At 69.2% G+C, this 26,594-nt stretch carries 18 protein-coding genes, 2 tRNA genes and 2 pseudogenes; 10 read left to right on the plus strand and 12 right to left on the minus strand.

Annotated elements, in window-relative coordinates:
- Positions 1 to 119: 119 nt before the first annotated feature.
- The 4 genes and pseudogenes from G6N14_RS04180 to G6N14_RS04195 all read left to right on the plus strand — a co-directional run bounded on the left by G6N14_RS04180 (position 120) and on the right by G6N14_RS04195 (position 12,237).
- Complete coding sequence (locus tag G6N14_RS04180) at positions 120 to 9,353, plus strand: type I polyketide synthase (RefSeq protein WP_085134676.1); 9,234 nt, start codon at positions 120 to 122, stop codon at positions 9,351 to 9,353.
- Between the two features lie 61 nt (positions 9,354 to 9,414).
- Positions 9,415 to 9,807 (plus strand): holo-ACP synthase AcpS, encoded by a 393-nt coding sequence (gene acpS, locus G6N14_RS04185; protein WP_085134677.1) that lies wholly within the window; start codon positions 9,415 to 9,417, stop codon positions 9,805 to 9,807.
- A 30-nt stretch (positions 9,808 to 9,837) separates the two neighbouring features.
- Positions 9,838 to 11,228, plus strand: a pseudogene (locus tag G6N14_RS04190) (M20/M25/M40 family metallo-hydrolase).
- A 58-nt stretch (positions 11,229 to 11,286) separates the two neighbouring features.
- Positions 11,287 to 12,237, plus strand: coding sequence for a LysR family transcriptional regulator (locus G6N14_RS04195; protein WP_085134679.1), 951 nt, complete (start codon positions 11,287 to 11,289; stop codon positions 12,235 to 12,237).
- Here G6N14_RS04195 and G6N14_RS04200 read toward each other — a convergent pair.
- The 3 genes from G6N14_RS04200 to bcp all read right to left on the minus strand — a co-directional run bounded on the left by G6N14_RS04200 (position 12,234) and on the right by bcp (position 14,374).
- Positions 12,234 to 13,271 (minus strand): FAD/NAD(P)-binding protein, encoded by a 1,038-nt coding sequence (locus G6N14_RS04200; RefSeq protein WP_085134680.1) that lies wholly within the window; start codon positions 13,269 to 13,271, stop codon positions 12,234 to 12,236. The two genes, G6N14_RS04195 and G6N14_RS04200, sit on opposite strands and share 4 nt — an antisense overlap.
- A gap of 117 nt (positions 13,272 to 13,388) precedes the next feature.
- Positions 13,389 to 13,862: a VOC family protein gene (locus tag G6N14_RS04205; RefSeq protein ID WP_085134833.1), complete on the minus strand. Its 474-nt coding sequence runs from the start codon at positions 13,860 to 13,862 to the stop codon at positions 13,389 to 13,391.
- Between the two features lie 38 nt (positions 13,863 to 13,900).
- Positions 13,901 to 14,374, minus strand: coding sequence for a thioredoxin-dependent thiol peroxidase (gene bcp / locus G6N14_RS04210; protein WP_085134834.1), 474 nt, complete (start codon positions 14,372 to 14,374; stop codon positions 13,901 to 13,903).
- 92 nt (positions 14,375 to 14,466) lie between these two features.
- Between bcp and G6N14_RS04215 the strand changes: the two genes are divergently transcribed.
- The gene (locus G6N14_RS04215) at positions 14,467 to 14,694 is read left to right on the plus strand and encodes a DUF3618 domain-containing protein (RefSeq protein ID WP_085134681.1); all 228 of its coding nucleotides are present in this window, start codon (positions 14,467 to 14,469) and stop codon (positions 14,692 to 14,694) included.
- A 57-nt stretch (positions 14,695 to 14,751) separates the two neighbouring features.
- Here the strand turns inward: G6N14_RS04215 and G6N14_RS04220 are convergent, their stop codons facing one another.
- Together G6N14_RS04220 and G6N14_RS04225 are read right to left on the minus strand one after the other, a co-directional pair.
- Entirely contained in the window at positions 14,752 to 15,777 is a 1,026-nt protein-coding gene (locus G6N14_RS04220) for a hypothetical protein (RefSeq protein ID WP_085134682.1), read from the minus strand.
- Between the two features lie 293 nt (positions 15,778 to 16,070).
- Positions 16,071 to 16,143: transfer RNA gene (locus G6N14_RS04225), tRNA-Lys, on the minus strand.
- 155 nt (positions 16,144 to 16,298) lie between these two features.
- Here G6N14_RS04225 and G6N14_RS04230 point away from each other — a divergent pair.
- Positions 16,299 to 17,531 carry a L,D-transpeptidase gene (locus tag G6N14_RS04230; RefSeq protein WP_085134683.1) on the plus strand — a complete coding sequence of 411 codons (1,233 nt, stop codon included), beginning with the start codon at positions 16,299 to 16,301 and terminating at the stop codon, positions 17,529 to 17,531.
- 16 nt (positions 17,532 to 17,547) lie between these two features.
- On the opposite strand, the gene G6N14_RS04235 is transcribed toward G6N14_RS04230, so the two are convergent.
- Positions 17,548 to 17,952, minus strand: coding sequence for a VldE C-terminal domain-containing protein (locus G6N14_RS04235; protein ID WP_163787054.1), 405 nt, complete (start codon positions 17,950 to 17,952; stop codon positions 17,548 to 17,550).
- Positions 17,953 to 18,655: 703 nt separating this feature from the next.
- Here G6N14_RS04235 and G6N14_RS04240 point away from each other — a divergent pair.
- Complete coding sequence (locus G6N14_RS04240) at positions 18,656 to 19,024, plus strand: hypothetical protein (RefSeq protein WP_085134685.1); 369 nt, start codon at positions 18,656 to 18,658, stop codon at positions 19,022 to 19,024.
- On the opposite strand, the pseudogene G6N14_RS04245 reads toward G6N14_RS04240, so the two are convergent.
- The 3 genes and pseudogenes from G6N14_RS04245 to orn form a co-directional block, all read right to left on the minus strand.
- A pseudogene (locus G6N14_RS04245) lies at positions 19,015 to 19,533 on the minus strand (AMP-binding enzyme); the annotation flags it as partial. The gene G6N14_RS04240 and the pseudogene G6N14_RS04245 overlap by 10 nt on opposite strands.
- Before the next feature lie 72 nt (positions 19,534 to 19,605).
- Positions 19,606 to 19,678: transfer RNA gene (locus G6N14_RS04250), tRNA-His, on the minus strand.
- A 44-nt stretch (positions 19,679 to 19,722) separates the two neighbouring features.
- The gene (orn, locus tag G6N14_RS04255; protein ID WP_085134686.1) at positions 19,723 to 20,367 is read right to left on the minus strand and encodes an oligoribonuclease; all 645 of its coding nucleotides are present in this window, start codon (positions 20,365 to 20,367) and stop codon (positions 19,723 to 19,725) included.
- A gap of 75 nt (positions 20,368 to 20,442) precedes the next feature.
- Here orn and G6N14_RS04260 point away from each other — a divergent pair, with 75 nt between their 5' ends.
- A complete protein-coding gene (locus tag G6N14_RS04260; RefSeq protein WP_085134687.1) occupies positions 20,443 to 22,008 on the plus strand; it encodes a helicase HerA-like domain-containing protein in 1,566 nt (521 codons plus the stop codon).
- Positions 22,009 to 22,012: 4 nt separating this feature from the next.
- Here the strand turns inward: G6N14_RS04260 and cmrA are convergent, their stop codons facing one another.
- The gene (gene cmrA / locus G6N14_RS04265) at positions 22,013 to 22,819 is read right to left on the minus strand and encodes a mycolate reductase (RefSeq protein WP_085134688.1); all 807 of its coding nucleotides are present in this window, start codon (positions 22,817 to 22,819) and stop codon (positions 22,013 to 22,015) included.
- A gap of 23 nt (positions 22,820 to 22,842) precedes the next feature.
- On the opposite strand from cmrA, the gene G6N14_RS04270 reads away from it, so the two are divergent.
- On the plus strand, positions 22,843 to 24,156 hold the full coding sequence (locus G6N14_RS04270; protein WP_085134689.1) for an MFS transporter: 1,314 nt from the start codon (positions 22,843 to 22,845) through the stop codon (positions 24,154 to 24,156).
- Here G6N14_RS04270 and G6N14_RS04275 read toward each other — a convergent pair.
- Entirely contained in the window at positions 24,131 to 24,937 is an 807-nt protein-coding gene (locus G6N14_RS04275) for an MmpS family transport accessory protein (protein ID WP_109559728.1), read from the minus strand. The two genes, G6N14_RS04270 and G6N14_RS04275, sit on opposite strands and share 26 nt — an antisense overlap.
- Positions 24,938 to 25,000: 63 nt before the next feature.
- On the minus strand, positions 25,001 to 25,633 hold the full coding sequence (locus G6N14_RS04280; RefSeq protein ID WP_085134691.1) for an SACE_7040 family transcriptional regulator: 633 nt from the start codon (positions 25,631 to 25,633) through the stop codon (positions 25,001 to 25,003).
- Between the two features lie 210 nt (positions 25,634 to 25,843).
- Between G6N14_RS04280 and G6N14_RS04285 the strand changes: the two genes are divergently transcribed.
- Positions 25,844 to 26,590: a CoA transferase subunit A gene (locus tag G6N14_RS04285; RefSeq protein WP_085134692.1), complete on the plus strand. Its 747-nt coding sequence runs from the start codon at positions 25,844 to 25,846 to the stop codon at positions 26,588 to 26,590.
- The last annotated feature ends 4 nt before the right edge of the window (positions 26,591 to 26,594 follow it).

The raw sequence follows: 26,594 nt of genomic DNA on the forward strand, positions 1-26,594 counted from the left end.
TATGACACTCTTACAGCTGAGCGCGGCCGCGAAGATGCGAGAGCCCGCGAATTGGGCCGGCTATCCCGGCGGGCGTCGACGACGACGCGACGTTAACCAGGGCATGGGAGATATATAACGTGACGATCCACGAACACGACCGGGTGTCTGCCGACGGATCAGGCTCTGGGCGGTTCCCCAGCGCCTCGTCCGCTCTGGTGGACCGGCTGACGGCCGGCGAGCCGTACGCGGTCGCTTTCGGTGGGCAGGGCAGCGCCTGGCTGGAGTCGCTCGAAGAGCTGGTGTCCTCCGCCGGGATCGAGACGGAGCTGGCCACCCTGGCCGGCGAGGCCGACCTGCTGCTCGAGCCGATCGCCAACGAACTTGTGGTGGTCCGGCCCATCGGCTTCGAGCCGCTGCAGTGGGTGCGGGCGCTGGCCGCCGAGGACGCGATCCCGTCGGCCAAGCAGCTGACCTCGGCTGCGGTGTCGGTGCCGGGCGTCCTGCTGACCCAGATCGCCGCCATGCGCGCGCTGGAGCGCCAGGGGCTGGATCTGGCGGCAACCCCGCCGGTGGCCGCGGCCGGCCACTCGCAGGGCATCCTCGCCGTCGAGTCGCTGAAGGCCGGCGGCGCCAACGACGTGCAGCTGCTGGCGATCGCCCAACTGGTGGGCGCCGCCGGAACCCTGGTGGCCCGGCGCCGGGGCATCTCGGTGCTGGGAGACCGTCCGCCGATGGTGTCGATCACCAACGTCGACCCCGAGCGCATCAGCCAACTGCTGGACGAGTTCGCCCAGGACGTGCGCACGGTGCTGCCGCCGGTGCTGTCCATCCGCAACGGCCGGCGCTCGGTGGTCATCACCGGAACTCCCGAACAACTCTCCCGTTTCGAGCTGTACTGCGAGCAGATCGCCGACAAGGAGGCCGCCGAGCGCAAGAACAAACTGCGCGGCGGTGCGGTCTTCGCCCCGGTGTTCGAGCCGGTGCAGGTCGAAGTCGGATTCCACTCGCCGCGGCTGTCCGACGGCGTCGAGATCGTCTGTCGGTGGGCCGCCAGGGTGGGCCTCGACGTCGAGCTGACCCGTCAACTGGCCGGTTCGATCCTGGTGGGCCAGGTCGACTGGGTCGATGAGGTCACCGCGCTGGATGAGGCGGGCGCCCGTTGGATCCTGGATCTGGGACCCGGCGACATCCTGACCCGGCTGACCGCACCGGTGATCCGCGGCCTGGGCATCGGAATCGTGCCGGTGGCCACCCGCGGGGGACAGCGCAACCTGTTCACCATCGGCGCCGTGCCCGAGGTCGCCCGGCCTTGGACCAGTTACGCACCCACCGTGGTCGCGCTTCCCGACGGCCGGGTCAAGCTCGAGACCAAGTTCACCCGGCTCACCGGCCGCTCGCCGATCCTGCTGGCCGGCATGACGCCGACCACCGTCGACGCCAAGATCGTCGCCGCGGCCGCCAATGCCGGGCACTGGGCGGAGTTGGCCGGCGGCGGGCAGGTCACCGAAGAGATCTTCGACGACCGCGTTGCGCAGCTGACCGAGCTGCTCGAACCGGGCCGCACCGTGCAGTTCAACTCGCTGTTCCTGGACCCCTACCTGTGGAAGCTGCAGGTCGGCGGCAAGCGGCTGGTGCAGAAGGCACGTCAGTCCGGCGCCCCGTTCGACGGGCTGGTGATCAGTGCCGGCATCCCCGAACTGGAAGAGGCCGTCGAGCTGATCGCCGAGCTCAACGACGCCGGCATCAGCCATGTCGTCTTCAAGCCCGGCACCGTCGAACAGATCCGGTCGGTGATTCGCATCGCCGCCGAGGCGCCCACCGCGCCGGTGATCGTGCACGTCGAGGGAGGCCGCGCCGGCGGTCACCACTCCTGGGAGGACCTCGACGACCTGCTGTTGGCGACCTACTCCGAGCTGCGTTCGCAGCCCAACATCACGCTGTGCGTCGGCGGCGGTATCGGCACCCCCGAGCAGGCCGCCGAGTACCTGTCCGGCCGGTGGTCGCAGCAGTACGGCTTCCCGCTGATGCCCGTCGACGGCATCCTGGTGGGCACCGCGGCGATGGCCACCAAGGAGGCCACCACCTCGCCGGCGGTCAAGCAGATGCTGGTGGACACCACGGGCACCGACCAGTGGATCGGCGCCGGCAAAGCCCAGGGCGGCATGGCATCTTCGCGAAGCCAGCTCGGCGCCGACATCCACGAGATCGACAACGTCGCCTCCCGTTGCGGCCGGCTGCTCGACGAAGTCGCCGGTGACGGCGAGGCCGTCGCCGAGCGCCGCGACGAGATCATCGCCGCGATGGCCGACACCGCTAAGCCGTACTTCGGCGATGTCGCCGAGATGACGTATGCGCAATGGCTGCGCCGGTACGTGGAATTGGCGATCGGCGCGGGCGACTCCACCGCCGACACCGCGTCGCCGGACAGTCCCTGGCTTGCCGACACCTGGCGCGAGCGGTTCGGCTCGATGTTGCAGCGCGCCGAAGCGCGACTGCACGAGCTGGAGTCCGGGCCGATCGAGACCCTGTTCGCCGACACCCCGCAGGGACAGGCCATCCTGGAGCGCCCGGCGGAAGCCATCGAAGCGCTGGTGGCTCGCTACCCCGACGCCGAGAAGGTCCGGCTGCACCCGGCCGACGCGCCGTTCTTCACCCAGCTGTGCAAGACGCCGGGCAAGCCGGTCAACTTCGTGCCGGTGATCGACAAGGACGTGCGCCGCTGGTGGCGCAGCGACTCGCTGTGGCAGGCGCACGACGCCCGCTACACCGCCGAGCAGGTCTGCATCATTCCGGGTATCTCCGCCGTCGCCGGGATCACCCGGATCGACGAGCCGGTCGGCGAGCTGCTGGACCGTTTCGAGCAGGCCGCGGTCGACCAGGTGCTGGCCACCGGCGCGGAGCCGACGCCGGTCAGCGCGCGCCGCCGGGGACGCACCGATGTCACCGGTGCGCTGGCCGTCGTGCTCGACGCTCCCGACGTGCTGTGGGCGGGACGCACCGCCACCAACCCGGTGCACCGGATCGCCGACCCCCACGAGTGGCAGGTGCACGAGAACCGCACCGCCACCCACCCGTCCACCGGGGCGCGTCTGGAGGCCGTCTCGGAGTCCACCGTGGAACTGCAGGTGCCGCTGTCGGGTGTGTGGATCAGCATCCGCTTCACCGTGCCGGCCACCGTCGTCGACGGCACCGCCCCGCTGGTGTCCACCGAAGACGCCGCCGCCGCGATGCGTTCGGTGCTGGCCATCGCCGCCGGTGTCGAGGGCCCGGACGCACTGCCCCCGGTGCACGAGGGCACGGCCACCGTGACCGTGGCGTGGGACCCCGAGCAGGTCGCCGACCACACCGGGGTGACCGCGACCTTCGGGGCGCCGCTGGCGCCGGGGCTGTCCACCGTGCCCGACGCACTGGTCGGCCGGTGCTGGCCGGCGGTGTTCGCCGCCATCGGCTCGGCCACCACCGACACCGGTTTCCCGGTGGTCGAGGGCCTGCTGTCGTTGGTGCACCTGGACCACGCGGCGCAGCTGCTCGGCGCGCTGCCGGCCGAACCGGCCGAATTGACCGTCACCGCAACGGTTTCGGCGGCCACCGACACCGAGGTCGGCCGCGTCGTCCCGGTGTCGGTCACGGTTGCTGCGGCCGATGGCACCGTGCTGGCCACCCTGCAGGAGCGCTTCGCGATTCGCGGGCGCACCGGCGCCGCGGAATTGACTGACCCGGTCCGGGCCGGCGGCGCGGTCTCCGACAACGCCACCGACACCCCGCGCCGCCGCCGGCGTGACGTCACCGTCACCGCGCCGGTGGACATGCGACCGTTCGCTGCCGTCTCCGGTGACTACAACCCGATCCACACCGACCGGGCCGCGGCGCTGCTGGCCGGCCTGGAATCGCCCATCGTGCACGGCATGTGGCTCTCGGCCGCGGCCCAGCACGTGGTGACCGCCACCGACGGCCAGGCCCGCCCGCCGGCGCGGCTGGTGGGCTGGACCGCGCGCTTCCTGGGCATGGTCAAGCCCGGCGACGACGTCGACTTCCGCGTGGACCGGGTCGGAATCGACCTGGGCGCAGAGGTTTTGGAGATCAGCGCACGGATCGGCTCGGATCTGGTGATGTCGGCGACCGCCCGGCTGACCGCCCCCAAGACCGTCTACGCATTCCCGGGCCAGGGCATCCAGCACAAGGGCATGGGCATGGAGGTCCGCGCCCGGTCCAAGGCCGCACGCAAGGTGTGGGACTCCGCGGACAAGTTCACCCGCGAAACCCTGGGCTTCTCGGTGCTGCACGTGGTGCGCGACAACCCGACTTCCCTGATCGCTTCCGGCGTGCACTACCAGCACCCCGAGGGTGTGCTGTACCTGACGCAGTTCACCCAGGTGGCGATGGCCACCGTGGCCGCCGCGCAGGTCGCCGAGATGCGCGAGCAGGGCGCCTTCGTCGAGGGCGCGATCGCCTGCGGCCACTCCGTCGGCGAGTACACCGCGCTGGCCTGTGTCAGTGACGTTTACGAGCTGGAGGCACTGCTGGAGGTGGTGTTCCACCGCGGCTCGAAGATGCACGACATCGTGCCGCGCGACGCGATGGGACGCTCCAACTACCGGTTGGCCGCCATCCGGCCGTCGCAGATCGACCTCGACGACGCCGATGTGACCGCGTTCGTCGCCGAGATCTCTGAGCGCACCGGGGAATTTCTGCAGATCGTCAACTTCAACCTGCGCGGCTCGCAGTACGCGATCGCCGGCACGGTGGCCGGTCTGGAGGCGCTGGAGGCCGAGGTCGAGCGGCGCCGGGAGATCTCCGGCGGCAAGCGCTCATTCATCCTGGTTCCCGGGATCGACGTGCCGTTCCACTCGAGCGTGCTGCGTATCGGCGTCGACGACTTCCGGCGTTCGCTGGAGCGGGTCATGCCGCGTGACACCGACCCCGAGCTGATCGTCGGACGCTACATCCCGAACCTGGTGCCCAAGCCGTTCACTTTGGATCGGGAGTTCATCCAAGAGATTCGCGACTTGGTCCCGGCCGAGCCCCTCGACGAGGTTCTGGCCGACTACGACACCTGGCGCAACGAGAAGCCCGCCGAGTTGTGCCGCAAGATCGTCATCGAGTTGCTGGCCTGGCAGTTCGCCAGCCCGGTCCGCTGGATCGAGACGCAGGATCTGCTGTTCATCGAGGAGGCGGCCGGCGGGCTGGGCGTGGAGCGATTCGTCGAGATCGGTGTGAAGACCGCACCGACGGTGGCCGGACTGGCCACCAACACCCTCAAACTGCCCGAGTACGCCCACAGCACCGTGGAAGTGCTCAACGCCGAGCGGGACGCCGCGGTGCTGTTCGCCACCGACACGGACCCCGAGCCGGAACCGGAGGAGGAAGAGGCTCCGGCTGAGGCATCTGCGGAAGGCGCCCCGGCCGCGGCGGCCGCCCCGGCGCCGGCGGCTCCGGCCGCACCGTCCGGGGGCCCGCGCCCTGAGGACATCGCGTTCGACGCCGCCGACGCCACCTGCGCGCTGATCGCGTTGAGCGCCAAGATGCGCATCGACCAGATCGAGGCCCTGGACTCCATCGAGTCCATCACCGACGGGGCGTCCTCGCGGCGCAACCAGCTGCTGGTGGACCTGGGCTCGGAGCTGAACCTGGGCGCCATCGACGGCGCCGCCGAGGCCGACCTGGCCGGGTTGAAGTCGCAGGTGACCAAGCTGGCGCGCACCTACAAGCCGTACGGCCCGGTGCTGACCGATGCGATCAACGACCAGCTCCGCACCATTCTGGGGCCCTCGGGCAAGCGGCCCGGTGCCATCGCCGAGCGGGTCAAGAAGACCTGGGAGCTCGGTGACGGCTGGGCCAAGCACGTCACCGTCGAGGTGGCGTTGGGGACTCGCGAAGGCTCCAGCGTCCGGGGCGGACCGTTGGGCGGCCTGCACGAGGGTGCGCTCGCCGACGGTGCGGCTGTCGACAAGGTGATCGACGCGGCCGTGCAGGCCGTTGCCGCGCGGCGCGGTGTCGCGGTGAGCCTGCCGTCGGCCGGCGGTGGCGGCGGCGGCGCGACCGTGGACGCTGCTGCGCTGGGCGAGTTCACCGCCCAGATCACCGGCCGCGACGGGGTGCTGGCTTCTGCTGCCCGACTGGTGTTGGGCCAGCTCGGATTCGACGACGCCGTGAGTGCGCCGGCGGGTGTCACCGACAGTGAGCTGATCGACCTGGTGACCGCCGAATTGGGGTCGGACTGGCCGCGCCTGGTGGCGCCGGCGTTCGACGGCCGCAAAGCGGTGCTGCTCGACGACCGCTGGGCCAGTGCCCGCGAGGACCTGGTCAAGCTGTGGCTGACTGACGAAGGCGAGATCGACGCCGACTGGACCCGTCTCGCCGAGCGTTTCGAGGGCACCGGCCATGTCGTGGCCACCCAGGCCACCTGGTGGCAGGGCCGGGCGCTGGCGTCGGGCCGGCAGATTCACGCCTCGCTCTACGCCCGGATCGCCGCCGGCGCGGAGAACCCCGGCCGGGGCCGCTACAGCGACGAGATCGCAGTGGTGACCGGGGCCTCCAAGGGCTCGATCGCGGCGTCGGTGGTCGGGCAGCTGCTCGACGGCGGTGCGACCGTGATCGCGACCACCTCCCGGCTCGATGACGAGCGGCTGGGCTTCTACCGCAGCCTCTACCGCGAGCACGCCCGGTTCGGTGCGGCGCTGTGGGTGGTGCCCGCCAACATGGCCTCCTACGCCGATATCGACGCACTCGTGGAGTGGGTCGGTACCGAGCAGACCGAAAATCTTGGGCCGCAGTCGATTCACCTCAAAGACGCGCAGACCCCGACGCTGCTGTTCCCGTTCGCAGCACCGCGGGTCGCCGGCGACCTGTCCGAGGCCGGTCCGCGTGCCGAGATGGAGATGAAGGTGCTGCTGTGGGCCGTGCAGCGGCTCATCGGCGGATTGTCGAAGATCGGTGCTGAACGCGACATCGCCTCACGGCTGCACGTGGTGCTGCCGGGTTCGCCCAACCGCGGCATGTTCGGCGGTGATGGCGCCTACGGGGAGGCCAAGGCATCGCTGGACGCCGTGGTGGCGCGGTGGAAGGCCGAGTCGTCGTGGGCCTCGCGGGTCAGCCTCGCGCACGCCCTGATCGGCTGGACCCGGGGCACCGGGCTGATGGGCCACAACGACGTCATCGTCGATGCGGTCGAGGAAGCCGGTGTCACCACCTACTCGACCGAGCAGATGGCCGCCATGCTGCTGGAGCTGTGCAGCGTCGAGTCCAAGGTGGCCGCGGCCAACGCGCCGATCGAGGCCGACCTGACCGGTGGCCTGGCCGAGGCGAACCTGGACATGGCAGAGCTGGCCGCCCGGGCGCGCGAGGAGATGACCGCCGAAGCGGCAGCCGGGGACGAGTCCGCGGGCGCCGACACCGTCGCGGCACTGCCGAGCCCGCCGCGCGGGCAGACCGCGGCACCCGCGCCGGCCTGGGCCGACCTCGACGTCGACCTGGCCGACATGGTGGTCATCGTCGGTGGCGCCGAACTCGGCCCGCTGGGCTCCTCGCGGACCCGCTTCGAGATGGAGGTCGCCGGCGAGCTGTCGGCAGCCGGGGTGCTGGAGCTGGCGTGGACCACCGGGCTGGTCCGCTGGGAAGACGACCCGACGCCCGGTTGGTATGACACCGCCACCGGCGAGCTGGTCGACGAGGCCGAGCTGGTCGAGCGGTACCACGACACCGTGGTGGAACGCGTGGGCATCCGCGAGTTCGTCGACGACGGAGCGATCGACCCGGACCACGCCTCGCCGCTGCTGGTCAGCGTGTTCCTGGACAAGGACTTCTCGTTCGTGGTCTCCAGCGAGGCCGACGCGCGCGCGTTCGTCGAGTTCGACCCCGAGCACACCGTGGTGCGCCCGGTGCCGGACTCCTCGGACTGGCAGGTGATCCGCAAGGCGGGCACCGAGATCCGGGTCCCGCGCAAGAGCAAGCTGTCGCGCACGGTGGGTGCTCAGATCCCGACCGGGTTCGACCCGACGGTGTGGGGCATCAGCCAGGACATGGCCACGTCCATCGACCGGGTGGCGCTGTGGAACATCGTCGCCACCGTGGATGCGTTCCTGTCGGCGGGCTTCACCCCGACCGAGCTGATGCGCTGGGTGCATCCGTCGCTGGTGGCCAGCACCCAGGGCACCGGCATGGGCGGCATGACGTCGATGCAGACCATGTACCACGGCAACCTGCTCGGGCGCGCCAAGCCCAACGACATCCTGCAGGAAGTCCTGCCGAATGTGGTTGCGGCGCATGTGGTCCAGAGCTACATCGGCTCCTACGGCGCGATGATCCACCCGGTGGCCGCCTGTGCCACCGCGGCGGTTTCGGTCGAAGAGGGCGTCGACAAGATCCGGCTGGGCAAGGCGGAGCTGGTGGTCACCGGCGGGTACGACGACCTGACGCTGGAGGCCATCATCGGATTCGGTGACATGGCGGCGACCGCCGACACCGAGGTGATGCGCGCCAAGGGCATCAGCGACGCGAAGTTCTCCCGCGCCAACGACCGGCGCCGGCTGGGCTTCGTCGAGGCCCAGGGCGGCGGCACCATTCTGCTGGCCCGCGGCGACCTGGCCGCCAAGATGGGCCTGCCGGTGCTGGCCGTGGTGGCCTACGCACAGAGCTTCGCCGACGGCGTGCACACCTCGATCCCGGCGCCGGGCCTGGGCGCGCTGGGCGCGGGCCGGGGCGGCAGGGACTCGGTGCTGGCCCGCTCACTGGCCAAACTGGGTGTGGGCGCCGACGACATCGCGGTGGTGTCCAAACACGACACCTCCACGTTGGCCAACGACCCCAACGAGACCGAGCTGCATGAGCGGCTGGCCGACTCGCTGGGCCGCTCGGAGGGTGCACCGCTGTTCGTGATCAGCCAGAAGAGCCTCACCGGGCACGCCAAGGGCGGCGCGGCGGTGTTCCAGATCATGGGCTTGTGCCAGGTGCTGGCCAACGGGGTCATTCCGCCGAACCGGAGCCTGGACTGCGTCGACGACGAGCTGGCGACCGCCGGGCACCTGGTGTGGGCGCGCGAGACCCTGGAGCTGGGAGAGAAGTTCCCGCTCAAGGCCGGGCTGGTCACCAGCCTCGGATTCGGTCACGTGTCCGGGCTGGTCGCGCTGGTGCACCCGGCGGCGTTCCTGGCGGCGCTGGACCCGACTCAGCGCGCGACCTACCAGGAGCAGGCAGCTGCCCGGGTGCTGGCCGGCCAGCGGCGTCTCGCCTCGGCGATCGCCGGTGGCAAGCCGATGTATGAGCGGCCCGCCGACCGGCGGTTCGACCACTCCGCGCCGGAGAAGCGTCAGGAGTCGGCGATGCTGCTCAACCCGGCGGCACGGCTCGGCGACGACGACGTCTATATCGGCTAACGTCACCGGCTATGGGCCGCGCCGCGACGATGCACAGCGAAGCGATGATGAGGAGCGGTGCATGAGCATCGTTGGTGTGGGGATCGACCTCGTCTCGATTCCCGACTTCGCCGAGCAGGTGGACCAACCCGGGACGGTGTTCACCGAGACGTTCACCCCCGGTGAGCGGCGGGATGCCTCCGACAAGAGTTCGTCGGCGGCACGGCACCTGGCCGCCCGCTGGGCGGCCAAGGAGGCGGTGATCAAGGCGTGGTCGGGGTCGCGGTTCGCCCAGAAGCCGGTGTTGCCGGAGGCGATTCACCGCGACATCGAGGTGGTGACCGACACCTGGGGACGCCCCAAGGTGCGACTCTCCGGGGAGATCGCCCAGCATCTGGCCGAGGTGACGATCCACGTGTCGCTGACCCACGACGGCGACACCGCCGCCGCGGTCGCCATCCTGGAGGTCACCTAATCCGCGAGCAGACACAGAATCGCGCTCCGGATGGCTCGGGCGTGCGATTCTGTGTCTGCTCGCGGGGAAGGAATACTGGCGCCATGAGTGATCTGGCTGCGCGAGTCCGCGAGGTCCTGCCGTCGGTGCGGGCCGACTTGGAGGATCTGGTGCGCATCGAGTCGGTGTGGGCCGACCCGGCACGTCGCCCCGAGGTGCACCGCAGTGCACAGCGCGTCGCAGACCTGTTGAGCCAGGCGGGTTTCCCGCAGGTACAGATCGTCGCCGAAGGCGGCGCGCCGGCGGTCATCGCGCACTACCCGCCACCGGACGGGGCGCCCACCGTGCTGCTCTACGCCCACCACGACGTGCAGCCCGCGGGGGACGCACAACAGTGGGATTCGCCGCCGTTCGAACCCACCGAACGCGACGGGCGCCTCTACGGCCGGGGCACCGCCGACGACAAGGCGGGGATCGCCACACACCTGGCGGCCTTCCGGGCGCACGGCGGGCGCCCGCCGGTCGGGGTGACGGTCTTCGTCGAAGGTGAGGAGGAGTCCGGATCACCGTCGCTGGGCGCGCTGCTGGCCGCGCACCGCGAAGCGCTGCGCGCCGACGTGATCATCATCGCCGACTCGGACAATTGGAGCACCGAGATCCCCTCGCTGACGGTGTCGCTGCGCGGGCTGGCGGACTGTGTGGTGGAAGTCGCCACGCTCGACCACGGCCTGCACTCGGGCCTGTGGGGCGGTGTGGTGCCCGACGCGCTGACCGTGCTGGTGCGCCTGCTGGCGAGCCTGCACGACGACGACGGCAACGTCGCGGTCGCCGGGCTGCACGAAAGCGTGGCCGCTCCCGTCGACTACCCGCCGGAGCGCGTGCGGGCCGACACCGGACTGCTGGACGGGGTGACCGAGATCGGTTCCGGCTCGGTGCCGCAACGGATGTGGGCCAAGCCGGCGATCACCGTGATCGGAATCGACACGACCAGCATTGCGGCGTCGTCGAATACGCTGATCCCCCGGGCGCGGGCCAAGGTGAGCATGCGGGTGGCCCCCGGCGGCGACGCCGCCGCCCACCTGGATGCGCTGGCCGCGCACCTGCGGCAGCACGCGCCGTGGGGAGCCCAGGTGACGGTCACCCCGGGCGATGTCGGTCAGCCCTACGCGATCGACGCCACCGGCCCGGTGTACGACGCCGCCCGGGCCGCGTTCGCCCAGGCGTGGGGCGTGGAGCCGATCGACATGGGCATGGGCGGTTCCATCCCGTTCATCGCCGAGTTCGCTGCGGCCTATCCGGACGCGACCATTCTGGTGACCGGGGTGGAGGATCCCGCAACCCAGGCCCACAGCGTCAACGAGAGCCTGCATCTGGGCGTGCTGGAGCGCGCCGCCACCGCTGAGGCGCTGTTACTGGGGAAGCTGGGCGCCCGGCCCGTCTGAGGACCGCGGCGGACGGGCGCACCGGCCTCACAACGGTGCCTTGTGATTGCATGGGCAGATGCCGCTGAGCCCCCGCATGCCCGATCTGCCGGCGTTCGAGATGTTGCTGGCCATCGCCAAGACCGGCAGCCTGGGTGCGGCCGGCCGGGAATTGGGGCTGACACAGCAGGCGGTCTCGGCGCGGCTTTCGGCCATGGAGGCACAGACCGGGGTGCGGCTGGTGACCCGCAGTGCGCGGGGCTCGCAACTGACGTCGGCCGGGGCCGTCGTCACGGAGTGGGCGGACCAGCTGCTGGAGGTCGCCGCCCACGTCGATGCCGGGCTGGCTTCGTTGCGGACGGCCAGCCGTAAGAAGGTGACCGTGGCTGCGAGCCTGACCGTCGCCGAACATCTGATGCCCCGGTGGATCGTGTCGCTGCAGGCCTCCGCGGCTCGAGCGGGGCAACCGGCCCCGGAGGTCATTCTGAGCGCCGGCAACAGCGAGCAGGCGGTAGCCAATGTCCGCGCCGGTTCGGCAGACCTCGGCTTCATCGAGAGTCCGGGGGCCCTGGCGGGGATCCGAAGCCGTGTCGTCGCCCAGGACAGCCTCGTGGTGGTGGTGCCGCCCGACCACAAATGGGTGCGCCGCTCCAAGCCGGTGAGCGCCGCCGAACTGAGCCAGACCCCGCTGGCCGTCCGGGAACAGGGGTCGGGCACGCGGGACACGCTGACGGCGGCGTTACGCGCCGTCTTGGGTCCCGGCGTCCAGCAGGCAGCTCCGGCGCTGGAACTGTCGTCGTCGGTGGCCGTGCGCGGTGCCGTGCTGGCCGGTGCCGGGCCGGCGGTGATGAGCAGATTGGCCGTCGCCGACGATCTTGCGATCGGCAGGCTGCGCTGCGTCGATGTGCCCGAAGTGGACCTGCGCCGGACGCTGCGGGCGATCTGGACGGGTGGACGCAATCCACCGGCCGGTGCGGTCCGGGAGCTGTTGAGCCACATCGGCAGCACGGCCACCGGCCGCGGTGGCTAGGTGCCGTATTGCAGCCACAGCGGCAGCGCAGTGGTGATCCTTTGCATGAACTTGATCAGCCCGATCCGATACTGCCCGGAACCGGATGCGTCCATCCCGTACTCGGGGAAGGCGATCCCTGCCCCGAACAGTCCCGGCGCCAGAATGCCGTTGGCCGCATCGTATTCCAGCTCACCCCACTGCGGTGTGGCGGGCAGTTGCCGCCGGGCGAAGCCGACGGTGTAGACGACGTGAGTGCAGGCGCGCAGCTGCTCGGCGAACGCCGGGTCGTTCACGTGGCACCGTTGCAGCCGATCCGGATACGTGCCGTCGATGTTCTCCCGGGCCCACGCGGCGGCGTTGCCCTTCAAGCCGGTGTCGTCGAACAGGATGCGGTCGTCGAGGTAGACCGCGTATGTGTTGGGGCTGCGGTAGAAGTTGACGATGTTGCGGACCCGGGTGTCGAGCAGGTTGGGCAGCGCCACCATGGCGGAGTGGGAAGAGCCGAAGACGGCCACGGTGGCGTCATCGAGGTCCCGTTGCGCGAGCTTGCGTGGGTCCAGCGCCACCTGAAGCGGAATCTCCTCCAGGTGCGGGTGATGCAGCTTCTTGGGGACGGAACCCACCGCCAGGATCACGTTCTTCGCTTCGATCTCGGCGTCCTCGGTGCCCACCAGCCACCGGCGGTTGCGCAGGGTGAGTTCGGTGGCCATGGCGCGAACCGGTGTCACCCGTTGGCAGAGGTGTTCGGTGATCCACACCAGCGGGTCGGCGACCAGGCCGAGCAGGCAGGTCTGAGTCGGATCGACCTCGGTCAGCTCGAACGGAGGAGCTTCGGCGAAGCGGAAAGCTGGTGAGGCGTTCAGGTAGTCGAGGAACAGGGAAACGTGGGTGTTGCCCGGCACCGCGCGCCATTTGGTGCCGAGGTCGCCGGCGGCGAAGTCGGGATCGATCCAGACGATCTCGGCTGCCGGGACGCCGTGGTCGAGCAGCCGGCCCACCGCCGCTATGCCCGCGGGGCCTGCCCCAATCACTGCCCAGCTGTACCCAGTCATGTTCCTGCCTTCCATCGAGTGGAGATCATCGAGCGATGGAATTAATGCTGCGCCGGGCGGCAGTCGCCGACTAGGGGGCTTGTTCTTGTCAGGTCACAAGGTGTTGTTGTGGGTTGGTCAGCGCCCATCGGCTGCGGCCTCCAGGGCGGCGATGTCGAGCTTGACCATGGTGTGCATGGCCCTTTTCGCCCGCAGCACCCGCTCAGGGTCTGGGTCGGTCATCAACGCCGCCAACTGGTTCGGGATCACCTGCCAGGACAATCCGTAGCGATCGGTGAGCCAGCCGCACTGGACTTGCCGGCCGCCGGCGCTCAACGCGTCCCAGTAGCGATCCAGCTCGGCTTGGTCGGCGCAGTACACCTGAATCGAAACGGCCTCATCGAAGGTGAAGTCCGGTCCGCCGTTGATCGCCGAGAACTGCCGCCCGTCGAGTTCGAACAGCACCTCCAGCGGGCTGCCTTTTCGCTCGGAGTTCTCCGCGCCCCAATACGAGACATCGGTGATCTTCGAGTTGGGGAAGATCGACACGTAGTACTCGGCGGCCTCCAACGCCAAGGTGTCGAACCAGAGGCTCGTCCGGATGACTGGCATGCGCTGCTCCTCGTCGGCCGGCGGCAAGCCCGGTGCGATCAGACCGACAGGTCTCGCCGCAGTTTCGCCACGTGCCCGGTGGCGCGCACGTTGTACTGAGCCTCGGCGATCTTGCCCTGCTCGTCAACGACGAACGTCGAACGAATGACGCCCTGCACGGTCTTGCCGTACATCTTCTTCTCGCCGAAGGCGCCCCAGGCCGCCAGCACCGACCGGTCCGGGTCGGACAGCAGCGGGAAGGTCAGTGCCTCGGCGTCACGGAATTTGGCCAGCTTGGCGGGCTTGTCGGGGGAGATGCCGATGACGTCGAGGCCGGCGTCGTTGAATTCGCGCAAGTTGTCCCGGAAGTCGCAGGCCTGCTTGGTGCAGCCGGGCGTCGAGGCCGCCGGGTAGAAGTAGACGATGACTCGTCGTCCCCGGTAGTCCGAGAGCGACACGGTGTTGCCGTCGGCGTCGGGAAGGCTGAACTCCGGCGCTTGATCGCCGGGCGCCAGGCGTGCGGTGTCGGTCAACAACTGCCCCTTTCTGCTCGCCGGAGAGTGCGGCCAACCCCGGCTGCTCTAGGGTAGTTCGACAGGGTCAGCATCGGACAGGGAGGACGACAGTGGCGGAACGCGATCCCGACGCGATCATGAAGGACATCGACCAGGCCCGCGAGCAGTTGGCGTCGACGGTCGATATTCTCGCGGACCGGGCCAACCCCCGTCGGCTGGCCGACCGGGCAAAGGCCCGCGCGATCGAGACATTGAGACAACCCGCGGTGATGGCGTCGCTCGCCGGTGTCGGGGGACTGGTTCTGATTCTGGCGATTCGCCGCATCCGCAACCGCTAAAGCACAACGGCCGGGAAGGGATCCACAGATCCCTCCCCGGCCGCAGTACTGACGTGGCTATCCGGCGAAGGCGCCCCAGATGCTGCCGTCGAACAGGCTCGACAGGAAGTCCGCCCCGAACAGGTCGACGTCGGCACTGGCGGGCAGGATCTCCACGGCGTTGACCGGCAGGTCCGCGGTGCCCACGGTCAGCGCTTCGGCGGCGCGGGCGGGCCAGTCCACCAGCAACAGATCGAAGATGCTGTCGTTGTTGATCAGGCCGACGAAAACCGCCTCGGTCACGGGAACCTCGTAGCCGTTGACCAAGCTGTTCACGAAGTCCGCGGGCGCGCTCAACAGCGCCTCGAAGTCGCCGCCGAGAACATTGGTGAGGGTCTCGGCGAACTGGTAGAACAGGCCGATCACCGGAGCCATCATGGTCTGGCTCACGGCCTTGATCAACGCCCATGCGTCGAGCGGGCCGATGAACTCGTTGAACAGCGTGGAGATGTTCTCCATCTGGCGGGCCGGGATGGACAGCACCGGTGCCATCGCCTTGCCGATGTCCTCGATACCGTAGAGCGTCCAGATGTTCAGTTCGTTGAACGCCTCGAAGGGGTTCCCGTTGGCCAGGGCCTCGCCGATGCGCTCCAGCAGCACTTCGAGGCCGGGGTACTTCAGGTCTTCGCCCTCGACCCCGAAGATCATCTTCTCGAGCGCCTCACCGACGCCGGCGAAACCGGAGGTGACAAACCGCGGGTCCATGCCCTCGCGGGCGTCCAGCGGGACGTCCTCCATGCCGATGATCAGCTGGGCGTAGTCGCCCCAGTTGCTGGCGGCCTGGCCGACCACGTCGAAGACGTTGGCGTTGCTGAACAGGGTGCTCAGGTTCTCCGCGGTCCGCTCGAACACCGACGACCAACCGAAGAGGCCCTCGATGCCCGAGGTCAGCTGGACTGCCTGGTGGCGGACGTCGAGCTGGCTCGGCGCCACGGGGTGCACTGCCAGCATGCCGGCTCCCGCCAGAGCGATTCCGGCCGCCGCCAGCCGGGTCGCGTGACCGGCGCGGCGCGGGGTCGCTTCAGGGTGTAGGGCGAACTCCACGGGGTGACTCCTTTGAAAGTTTTATGAGCTGCACCCTTGGTTTAGGGAGCAGGATCCTGCGCGCCCGATAATAGCAATTAATCAAAGGAAACCCTTACCTAAGTACCCCTTGTCTAACTTCCGGGGGCGGGGACGTGCCGTCAGAGGCGTGCCGGCATGCCGGCGGGGAGGCGGTGCGCGGGTGATTGCGGCTGGCGGGCAGGGCTGCCGAGGGGCCGCTGTGCGCTCAGACCAAGGGAGAGGGGCGGCGGCCAACGAGCCTGCCGGAAGAATCGCATTATCTGCGATAACTGTGCGCCGTCAGGGTTTCGAACCCCGGACCCGCTGATTAAGAGTCAGCTGCTCTACCAACTGAGCTAACGGCGCTGGGCGGTCATAACCGCGAGACAGACAATAACAGGCGCCGTGCCATGAGACGAAATCAGCGGGTTCTTACCTGGTGACCGCAGCCACGGCGACACCGCCGATTAACCACTAGACTGCCTGCGGAGCAGCACGGAGCGCGATCAGGTGGGAAAAGTATGGGGCAGGTTGGTTGGGTGCAACGCTGCCGGGGGTTCGGGTCCCGGGTGGCGGCATTGGTGATGGTTTCGGCCGCGGTGGGGAGCCTGAGTGCCTGCGGCGGTGACGCCGACGCCGAGGCGGCAAGGATCATCACCGACAAGGGCACGCCGTATGCCGACCTGCTGATTCCCAAGGTCACCGCATCCGTCACCGACAAGGCCGTCGGCGTCGCGGTGGACGCACCGGTGACCGTCACCGCCGAGGACGGCGTGCTCGACTCGGTCACCATGGTCAATGAATACGGTGCCGTCGTCGACGGCAAGCTCAGTGCAGATGGCTTGACCTGGGCGACATCTGAGCAACTCGGCTACAACAAGCGCTACACGGTGGACGCGAGGGCGCTGGGTCTCGGCGGCGTAACCAGCCGGCAGATGACGTTTCAGACGCACTCGCCGCAGAACCTGACCATGCCCTACGTCATGCCGCGCGACGGCGAGGTCGTCGGCGTCGGTCAGCCGGTGGCCATCCGGTTCGACGAGAACATCGTCGATCGTGAGGCGGCCGAAAAGGCGATCACCATCACCACCAAACCGCCCGTGGAGGGTGCCTTCTACTGGCTGAACAACCGTGAGGTGCGTTGGCGGCCACAGGCTTTCTGGAAGCCTGGCACCGTGGTCGACGTCCAGGTCAACACCTACGGGGTGGACCTGGGCAACGGGGTTTACGGGCAGGACAACGCCGCCAGCCACTTCGTCATCGGCGACGAGGTGATCGCCACGGTCGACGACAACACCAAGTCGATGGTGGTCCGGGTCAACGGTGAAGTGGTCAAGACCATGGCGGTGTCGATGGGCAAGGAGAGCACCCCGACCAACAACGGCACCTACATCGTCGGTGAGCGCTTCGCGCACATCGTCATGGACTCCTCGACCTACGGCGTTCCGGTCAACTCGCCCAACGGGTATCGCACCGACGTCGACTGGGCCACCCAGATCTCCTACAGCGGGATCTTCGTGCACTCGGCCCCGTGGTCGGTCGGCGCCCAGGGTTACGCCAACACCAGCCACGGCTGCATCAACGTCAGCCCCAGCAATGCGCTGTGGTTCTACGACCACATCAAACGCGGCGACGTGGTGCAGATCACCAACACCATCGGCTCCCTGCTGCCCGGCACCGAGGGACTCGGGGACTGGAACATCCCGTGGCCGGAGTGGCAGGCCGGCAACGCCAAGGCGGAACCGCTGCGCTGACACCGCGGCGGGGCCGTCAGCCCTCGTCGCGCAGGTATTCCTCACCGCCGTTGGGGTAACCCCCACCGAACGTGGTGATGTGCACGTGGTCGTAGTGCCCGTTGCCGCCACCGCTGGGTCCCCCCGGCGTGTAGTAGGTGCCCCGCCAGATCGCGTCCTGCAGGGCGAACCGCCCGGAGTTGCGTAGCGCGTAGGCCACGATCTCGTCGCCCAGCGCGATGCCCTCAGGGCTGCCGGGGTTCGGGATCATCACATCGATGGCCAGGCCGGAGGGATGCCAGCGCTGGCCGTCGGGCCGCACGCCGATCATGTCGTGAATCTGCGGGAACGCTTCGCTGATGCTGCGGGCCACGAGGATCGTCTTGACCTGCATGCCGTGCTCGTTGACGAGGCTGGGGGGCAGCGCCTGCGGCGCCGGCATGGCCCAGTTGCTCAGCAGGTCGGGTACCGGCAGTCCCCAGTCCTGCGGCGGGGGCGGCGGAAAGTCCTGAGGGGGCGGGGGTGGGGCGCCCTCAGGCGGCGGGGGTGCGTCCTGCGGGGCGGCGGGGGTGCGTCCTGCGGGGGCGGCGGGGGTGCGTCCTGCGGGGGCGGCGGGGGTGCGTCCTCCGGCGGGGGTGGCGGCGGTGCGTCCTCGGGCGGCGCGTCCACGGCTGCCGGGGGTGGCGGCTCGTCGGTGTTACCCGGTTCGGCACCCACTGCGCCGGCCAGGAACACGGCGGCCGGCAACACAGTCGTCGCGGCCAGCACCGAGGATTTCATGCGCAGATCTACTAGTCCTTGCGTGAGCACGCAGGGAACCGTAACCAAAACGTTATATCGAGTTCAACCCGGCACGCGGCAATGCGCCCGCTGAGACGGGGCCCAGCGGGTGGGCAATCGCGGGGAACCGCAGGCAGACCAGGTCAGCTCGATGACTGTCGGCGGTGTGCTCGACTGTGATGTGCCGGTGTCCGCTCGATCACTGCATGGCGAACACGGCAGTAAGTGCCGACACCAGATCGGCGAAATCAAAGGGGGCGGCCTCGGCCGAGATTTGCTGGTTCTCAATATCGGACATGCAGGCGGAGGTCGTCAACGCGGTACGGCAGGCCGGGAGTGACCCGAGCGGGGTCTAGCGTGGCGGAATGGGTTTGTTCAGCCATGAGGAGTTCCGTGACCCGTCCGACGGCTCTGCCGGCGGCACCGGCGGCGGTGCTGTTGAGAGGGCCCGGCGTGCTGAGGTGGACGAGTACGGGGTGGAGGAGCTGGTCGTGGTGGGTCCGGGGTCACCGCCCGAGGATGGTTCGTGTGGTCAGTTCGCCGTGCAGTTCCACGTGACGACGTCAATGCTGTTCGGGCTGAAGCGCGTTGCCGATGCGCGCGGGGTGAGCGTGCCGGAGGTGTGCCGGCAGGTGATCGGTGTGTTCGTGGCGCAGCAGGAGGGCGAGCTGGGGGCGTTGCTTGCCGCTGAGGCGCAGGCGGCCGACTACCGGCCGGGTTTGAGTCAGGGGTAGAACTGCTGGGCCTCGGCCCGAACAGCGACACTCCTGCGGCGAGGGTCCCGCAGCGGTGTCGCGGGGGACAGGTAGTTCTCGCGGAGCTTGCCCTTCACGAGCTTGCCTGTGGGCGTGCGGGGCAGGGAGTCGACGAAGTCGACTGAGCGTGGCGCCTTGTAGTGCGCGATGCGGTCGCGGGTGTACTCGATGAGATCGCGGGCCAGCTCATCGGTGCCGTGCACGCCGGGCTTCAACTGCACCACGGCCTTGACCTGCTCACCCATCTCGGGGTCCGGCACACCGATCACCGCGACGTCGAATACTGCGGGATGCAGCGTCAGGGTGTTCTCCACCTCCTGCGGGTAGATGTTCACCCCGCCGGAGATGATCATGAACGACTTGCGGTCGGCCAGATACAGATTGCCGTCCGCGTCGACATAGCCCATGTCGCCCGCCGTGGTCCACGTCGGATGCACGGGATGCTGTGCCTCGGCTGTCTTCTGGTCGGCGTTGTGGTACCGGAACGGCTCGTTGCACGGACCTGAAAACGAACATCGCCTCACCCGCGTATTCGCAGGTGAGGCGATGTATTACCTCGGGGTGGCTGACGGGACTCGAACCCGCGACACCCAGGATCACAACCTGGTGCTCTACCAACTGAACTACAGCCACCATTGCTGCCGGCGAGGCGAGCCAAGCAAGCAGCGTCGTTGATACTAACCGCTCGGACGCTCAGCGACCGAATCGAGCGCCCCCTGCGGCCCCAGTTCTGCGGCGACGGCGGCAATATCGCTGGTAGAAGGACCGGGCGGGGCGACGAACGCGGTGCGCCGGTAGTACTTCAATTCCCGGATCGACTCGTGGATGTCGGCCAGCGCGCGGTGCGCCAGGCCCTTTTCCGGCTGGCCGAAGTAGATCCGCGGGTACCAGCGGCGGCACAACTCCTTGATCGAGCTCACGTCGATCATCCGGTAATGCAGGTAGTCGTTGAGGGCGGGCATGTCGCGGGCCAGGAAGCCGCGGTCGGTACCGATCGAGTTGCCGGCCAGCGGTGCCGTCTTGGCCTGCCGCACATGGGTGCGGATGTAGTCGAGCACCATGGCCTCGGCGGTGGCCAGATCCACCGTCGAAGCCCGGACCTCCTCGATCAGGCCGGATCGGGTGTGCATGTCGGTCACCACCGGACTCATCGCGTCCAGATCCGCGTCGTCGGCGTGGATCACCACGTCAATACCGTCGCCCAGGATGTTCAGTTCGCCGTCGGTGACCAGGACGGCGATCTCGATGAGCTTGTCCGAGCCCAGATCCAGGCCGGTCATCTCGCAGTCGATCCAGACGAGTTCGTCTCGTGCAGCACTCACAGTTTGCCAACGTTAGCCGTTGCCCGCGGCCATAGCCGCACAGTGGTCCCGACAGGCCAAGTAGTGTCGTGACCTGTGAGTCCCGACTCGGCGGCTAACGCCGCGCAGCAGATTGCGGCGGGCTACGCCGCCGACGGCCAGGCCCTGGAACTGGGCACGGTGGTCATCGACGGCATCGCCGACGCCTCGGCGCAGGTCCGCATTCCGCTGGCCACCGTCAACCGCCACGGGCTGGTGGCCGGCGCCACCGGCACCGGCAAGACCAAGACCCTGCAGGTGATCGCCGAGCAGTTGTCTGCCGCCGGCGTCCCGGTGCTGATGGCCGACGTCAAGGGCGACCTGTCCGGTCTGGCGCGGGCCGGGCAGGCCGGCGACAAGATCACCCAGCGGGCCGCCGAGACCGGCGACGACTGGGCGCCGACGGCGTTCCCCACGGAGTTTCTGTCGCTGGGCACCGGCGGCGCCGGCATCCCGGTGCGTGCCACGATCTCCAGCTTCGGCCCGATCCTGCTGTCGAAGGTGCTGGGCCTGAACAACACCCAGGAGTCGACGCTGGGGTTGATCTTCCGCTGGGCCGACGACAACGGTTACCTGCTGCTGGACCTGAAGGATCTGCGCTCGGTGATCAGCTACCTGATCAGCGATGAGGGCAAGCCGGTGCTCAAACAGCTGGGCGCGGTTTCGGCGGCGACGGCCGGGGTGATCCTGCGTGCGCTGGCGAACCTGGAGGCCGAAGGCGCCGACACCTTCTTCGGCGAGCCCGAGTTGGACCCCAAGGATCTGATCCGGCTGGACCCCCAAGGGCGCGGCATCATCTCGCTGCTCGAACTCGGCGACCAGGCGGCGCGTCCGGTGTTGTTCTCCACCTTCCTGATGTGGGTGCTGGCCGACCTGTTCACCTTCCTGCCCGAGGTGGGCGACCTCGACAAGCCGAAGCTGGTGTTCTTCTTCGACGAGGCCCACCTGCTGTTCACCGGCGCATCCAAGGCGTTTCTGCAGCAGGTGGAGCAGACCGTCAAACTGATCCGCTCCAAGGGCGTCGGGGTGTTCTTCTGCACCCAACTGCCCACCGATGTGCCCAACAGCGTGCTCTCCCAGTTGGGTGCCCGGATCCAGCACGCGTTGCGGGCCTTCACCCCCGACGATCAGAAGGCGCTGAGCAAGACGGTGCGCACCTACCCGAAGACGAAGGTCTACGACCTGGAGTCCGCGCTGACGTCGCTGGGTATCGGCGAAGCGATCGTCACGGTGCTCTCCGAACGGGGCGCGCCGACCCCGGTGGCGTGGACCCGGTTGCGGGCCCCGCGGTCGATGATGGGAGCCATCGGCTCCGAGGCGATCGGCGCGGCGGCCAAGGCCAGCCCGCTGCACGCCCAATACGGTCAGACCATCGATCGCGAATCGGCCTATGAGATGCTCTCGGCGACACTGGCAGCCGGGCAGGGAAACCGGCCCCCGGCGGGTCAGGGCAGCGTGCCCCCGCCCGTGCCCGAACGCCCACCGTGGTGGCGGCGCTTCGGACGCTGGCTGGCCCACTTCCTCACCACCCGGGAAGGCAAGCGGGTGGTGACGGCGGTGACCACCGTTGTGGTGGGCCAGATCTCGCGCGGCGCGATGGGCACCGGCCAGCGCAAGCGCTGAAGGCCTAGCCCCCGCCGAGCTTCTTGTAGACCGCCCCCACGATCGGGGTGACGATGGCGCGCGGCGCGTAGCCACTGGCCATCGACATGGCTTTGGAGGTGATCCCGGGTACCACCCGCATCTTGTTGCGCGCCAGGGCATCCAGCGACAGCTTCGCGGTGTGCTGGGTGGAGATCCACAAGAAGTCGGGGATCAGCCGGTCGACCAGGGACGCCTCGGCGGCGTCGGGCATCTCGGCACGCACCGGCCCGGGCGCCAGCAGGGTGACATGGACCCCGGTCTTCAGCAGCTCCCCGCGCAGCGACTCGCTGAACGTGTTGGCGAACGCCTTGGTGGCCGCGTAGGTGGCGTTGTTGGGAATCGGCGAGTTGCCCGCCGCCGAACCGGAGATCAAGATGCCGCCGGCGCGCCGGCGCAACATGCCCGGCAACACCGCCAACACCAGGTCGTGCACCGCCACCGCGTTCAGCTGCACCTGGGCCTTCTCCGCGGCCGGGTCCAAACCGGAGATCGGCCCGAACGTCGCCGTGCCGGCGTTGGCGCACAGCACCGAGATCTCCTGCTCGGCCAGCTCGGCGCAGAAGGCCTCACGCGCCGGCGGATCGGCCAGGTCGACCGCGCGGACGTCCACGGCGACCCCGTACTTGTCGCGCAGGCGGGCCGCCACGGTGTTGAGCACATCTTCGCGGCGCGCGGTGATGAGCAGCGAGTGGCCGCGGGCGGCCAGCTCGGCGGCCAGCGCCGCACCGATCCCCTGGGACGCTCCGGTCACAACGGCGCGGGCTTCGGGGCTGGGAGCAGGAATGGGCATGCGGCAATCGTAGAGTGCCAGTCATGGGACAGCCTGGGGCGGACAAGCCGGGGCTATCCCGGATCGTGGCATGGGCGCTGTGGGACACCGGGGCCGCCGGAATCAGCGCGATCGTCGTCACGTTCGTGTACTCGGTGTATCTGACCAGCAGTGTCGGCCGCGACCTGGCCGGGCCGGTGTCACCGGCCAGCTGGCTGGGCCGCACCCTGGCCATCTCCGGGCTGACCGTGGCCGCGGTGGCACCGGTGATCGGGGTCTGGGTTGCCGCACCGCACCGCCGCCGGGTGACGCTGGCGGTGCTGACGGGAACCGCGGCGGTGCTGACCGCGTCGATGAGCCTGATCCGGGACGAGCCCGGCTATCTGGCTCCCGGCCTGGTGCTGCTGGCCCTGACAGCCGCGTGCGGCGACCTGGCCAGCGTGCCCTACAACGCCATGCTCCGGCAGGTGTCGACGCCGCAGAACTCCGGCCGCATCTCCGGCTTCGGTTGGGCAGCAGGCTATGTCGGGAGCGTGCTGTTGCTGTTGCTGGTCTATCTGGGCTGCATCTCCGGCAGTGGTCCCACCCGCGGCCTGCTCGGCTTGTCCACCGAGGGCGGTCAGTACGTCCGGGTCGCCATGCTGGTGGCCGCGGCCTGGCTGACGGTGTTCGCGCTGCCGCTGCTGTTCACCGCGCACCGCCTGGCCGGCGAGCCGCAGCCGCCGGCACCGCGGCTGGGGTTCTTCGGCGGTTACCGCCAGCTGTGGCGTGACATCACCGGCGCCTGGCAGCGCGATCGCAACCTGGTCTTCTACCTGGTCGCCAGCGCGATCTTCCGGGACGGCCTGGCCGGGGTGTTCGCCTTCGGTGCGGTGCTGGGCGTCACCGTCTACGGCATCTCGCCCGGCGACGTGATGATCTTCGGGATCGCTGCCAGCGTGGTCGCCGCGGTCGGGGCAGTGGCCGGCGGCCTGCTCGACGACCGGCTCGGATCCAAAACGGTCATCGTCGGATCGCTGGTCGCGATGATCGCCGCCGGCACCACCCTGATGGCGCTGTCCGGTCCGAAAGCCTTCTGGGCGTGCGGACTGCTGCTGTGTCTGTTCATCGGGCCGACCCAGTCCGCAGCGCGCACCCTGCTGTTGCGGATGGCCGACGACGGCATGGAAGCGGTGGCCTTCGGCCTCTACACCATGACCGGCCGGGCGGTGTCGTTCCTGGCGCCGTGGCTGTTCTCGGTCTTCGTCGACATCTTCCACACCGAACGGGCGGGCATGGGCGGGCTGTGCACCGTACTGCTGCTCGGCCTGCTGGCGCTGCTGCCGATCCGGGTCAGCCGGCCGCTGCGCACACCGTGAGGATCGAACCGGTGCGCTGACGCACCTGGGTGCCGTCCACCGACACCGAGCAGGTGATCTGCTCGCCGAAGTTGACCACGGTGACCGCCGCGGCGGTCGTCGCCGGTGGCGTCAGCGTCACCTGTTTGCTCCACGGCAGCACCACATTGAATTCGGTCTGCAGGATCCCGCCGGTGTCGATGTAGGCGATGCTGAGCGCCTTGCCCTTGCCGCTGACGCTGTAGACGATCGTCTCCGCCGCACCGGCGGTGGTGGAGGTCGTCGGAGGCGGCGTTGTCGTCGAGGTGCTGGGCGCCGGTGTCGGTGTCGGGGAGGGCGTGGTGGTCGGAACGCGCTTGGGCACCGGGGTGCTCGGAGCCGTCGGTAAGGGGGGCACCGACGTAGCCGTGGCCGAATTGCGCTGGGAGCCATTGACGATCACCAACGCGGCGACCATGCCGACCACCAGCAGCACGGCAGCGCCGGCTACCAGGAACAGCCAGTTCGGCAGCCGCGGGGGCTCCGGCGGTCCACCCTGGCCGCCGCCCGCCGGACCGCCCGGCGGGGGTGCTTCCCAGTGGCCACCTGGCGGGGGTGCTTCCCAGTGACCACCCGGCGGGGGCGCTTCCCAGTGCTGCCGGGGCAGTTGTTCGGTGGGCTGGGGGGCCTGCGGCGGATACATCGGGAGTTGCCCGGCGTAGGCCGGGTCGACGTAGGGCGGAAAGCCGTAAGTCGGCGGTTCGGATCCGCCGCCGCCTTGCCATGGCTGATTGGAGCCCTCCGGCCGGTTCGGATCGGTCATTCCCACCTCATGGCTTGCAGGGTACCTGTGTCGGGCAGTTGGGGCCGGGACCTCTGCGCCCGGCTATGTTTCCGCGGCGCCCAGAGCCCTGATAGTCATCGCCCGCAACACCGCTCGTGAGCGTTCCGGACCGGCCGATTTCGCGCGGGCCTTCATGGAGTGCGGTGTGGAGTTCAACAGGCCGAACGCGGCGTGCGCCATCAGCCGCGCATCGGCTTCGGCCAGGCCGGGGTGCAGCGCACGCAACACCCCCACCCACACCTCGACATACTGCCGCTGGGCGCTGCGCACCTGCCGCTGGGCGGCGGCCGGCAGGTGCGCCAGGTCACGGTCCTGGATGCGGATCAGGTCCGGTTCGCCGAGGGCAAAGTCGAGATGGAAGTCGACCAGGGCGTCCAGCACCTCCCGCGGGCCCTCGCCCTCCGCTTCGACGGCCCGCGCGCCGGCGAGCAGTCGGGTGCTGATGCCGACGAGCAATTCGACCAGCAGGGCCTCTTTTCCTGCGAAGTGCCGGTAGATCGCCGGGCCGCTGACGCCGGCGGCGGCGCCGATGTCCTCCAGCCGCACCGCGGGGTAGCCGCTCTGGGCGAAAAGGCGTTCCGCGGCCGCGAGCAGCTGGCTGCGCCGGTCGGATTTGAGCCGGCTGCGCCGGCTGGCCGGTTCGTTGTCGCCCGCCGGGGAGAGGGAAGCTGCCATCACGCCTCCGCTCGTCGTGGCCCGTTCAGTTAATGACCACTAACGTAACACCCGTTCTGCGGCAATCGCTCGCAGTTGCGGCCACCGATGCGGGGTGGTTGCAGCGGAGGCGGAAGAACATGGCCATGGACTGACAGGGGTGTCCAGAGAATGGTATTCTCTGGCATCAGTTAATGGACATTAACTGAAAATGAGGAGGCGCGCGTGCCGATGGACAAGGTCGTGGCCACGGCAGCAGCGGCCGTCGCCGACATCACCGACGGCGCGTCACTGGCGGTAGGCGGATTCGGGCTGTGCGGCATCCCGGAGGCGCTGATCGAGGCCGTGCTGCAGCTGGGCGTCACCGATCTGGAGACGGTGTCGAACAACTGCGGCGTCGACGGTGTGGGCCTGGGCGTGCTGCTGGAACACAAGCGGATCCGCCGCACCATCAGCTCCTATGTGGGCGAGAACAAGGAGTTCGCCCGGCAGTTCCTGTCCGGCGAGCTCGAGGTCGAATTGACCCCCCAGGGCACCCTCGCCGAGCGCCTGCGTGCCGGCGGTGCCGGAATCCCGGCCTTCTACACGCCCACCGGCGTGGGCACCCAGGTCGCCGACGGCGGCCTGCCGTGGCGCTACGACGGTACCGGCGGGGTTGCGGTGGCCTCACCGCCCAAGGAGACCCGGGAATTCGACGGGCGCACCTACGTTCTGGAACGCGCGATCCGCACCGACTTCGCGCTGGTGCACGCCTGGAAAGGGGACCGGCACGGCAACCTGGTCTACCGCGAGGCCGCCGCCAACTTCAACCCGGACTGCGCCACCGCGGGCAGGATCACCATCGCCGAGGTCGAGCATCTGGTGGAGCCGGGCGAGATCGACCCCGCCACCGTGCACACCCAGGGGGTTTTCGTGCACCGGGTGGTGCACGTGCCGGATCCGGTCAAGCGGATCGAGCGGGAGACGGTGCGCGCATGACCCC

Origin of the sequence: Mycolicibacter hiberniae (assembly GCF_010729485.1) — a bacterium.
In the GTDB taxonomy this organism is placed as follows: Bacteria; Actinomycetota; Actinomycetes; order Mycobacteriales; family Mycobacteriaceae; genus Mycobacterium; species Mycobacterium hiberniae.

Excerpts from the sequence above, each read along its gene's own strand:
- acpS (WP_085134677.1), top strand. The coding sequence starts at position 9,415 with ATGAGCATCGTTGGTGTGGGGATCGACCTCGTCTCGATTCCCGACTTC.
- G6N14_RS04195 (WP_085134679.1), top strand. The coding sequence starts at position 11,287 with ATGCCGCTGAGCCCCCGCATGCCCGATCTGCCGGCGTTCGAGATGTTG.
- G6N14_RS04200 (WP_085134680.1), bottom strand. The coding sequence starts at position 13,271 with ATGACTGGGTACAGCTGGGCAGTGATTGGGGCAGGCCCCGCGGGCATA.
- G6N14_RS04205 (WP_085134833.1), bottom strand. The coding sequence starts at position 13,862 with ATGCCAGTCATCCGGACGAGCCTCTGGTTCGACACCTTGGCGTTGGAG.
- G6N14_RS04230 (WP_085134683.1), top strand. The coding sequence starts at position 16,299 with ATGGGGCAGGTTGGTTGGGTGCAACGCTGCCGGGGGTTCGGGTCCCGG.
- G6N14_RS04235 (WP_163787054.1), bottom strand. The coding sequence starts at position 17,952 with ATGCCGGCGCCGCAGGCGCTGCCCCCCAGCCTCGTCAACGAGCACGGC.
- G6N14_RS04240 (WP_085134685.1), top strand. The coding sequence starts at position 18,656 with ATGGGTTTGTTCAGCCATGAGGAGTTCCGTGACCCGTCCGACGGCTCT.
- cmrA (WP_085134688.1), bottom strand. The coding sequence starts at position 22,819 with ATGCCCATTCCTGCTCCCAGCCCCGAAGCCCGCGCCGTTGTGACCGGA.
- G6N14_RS04270 (WP_085134689.1), top strand. The coding sequence starts at position 22,843 with ATGGGACAGCCTGGGGCGGACAAGCCGGGGCTATCCCGGATCGTGGCA.
- G6N14_RS04275 (WP_109559728.1), bottom strand. The coding sequence starts at position 24,937 with ATGACCGATCCGAACCGGCCGGAGGGCTCCAATCAGCCATGGCAAGGC.
- G6N14_RS04280 (WP_085134691.1), bottom strand. The coding sequence starts at position 25,633 with ATGGCAGCTTCCCTCTCCCCGGCGGGCGACAACGAACCGGCCAGCCGG.
- G6N14_RS04285 (WP_085134692.1), top strand. The coding sequence starts at position 25,844 with ATGGACAAGGTCGTGGCCACGGCAGCAGCGGCCGTCGCCGACATCACC.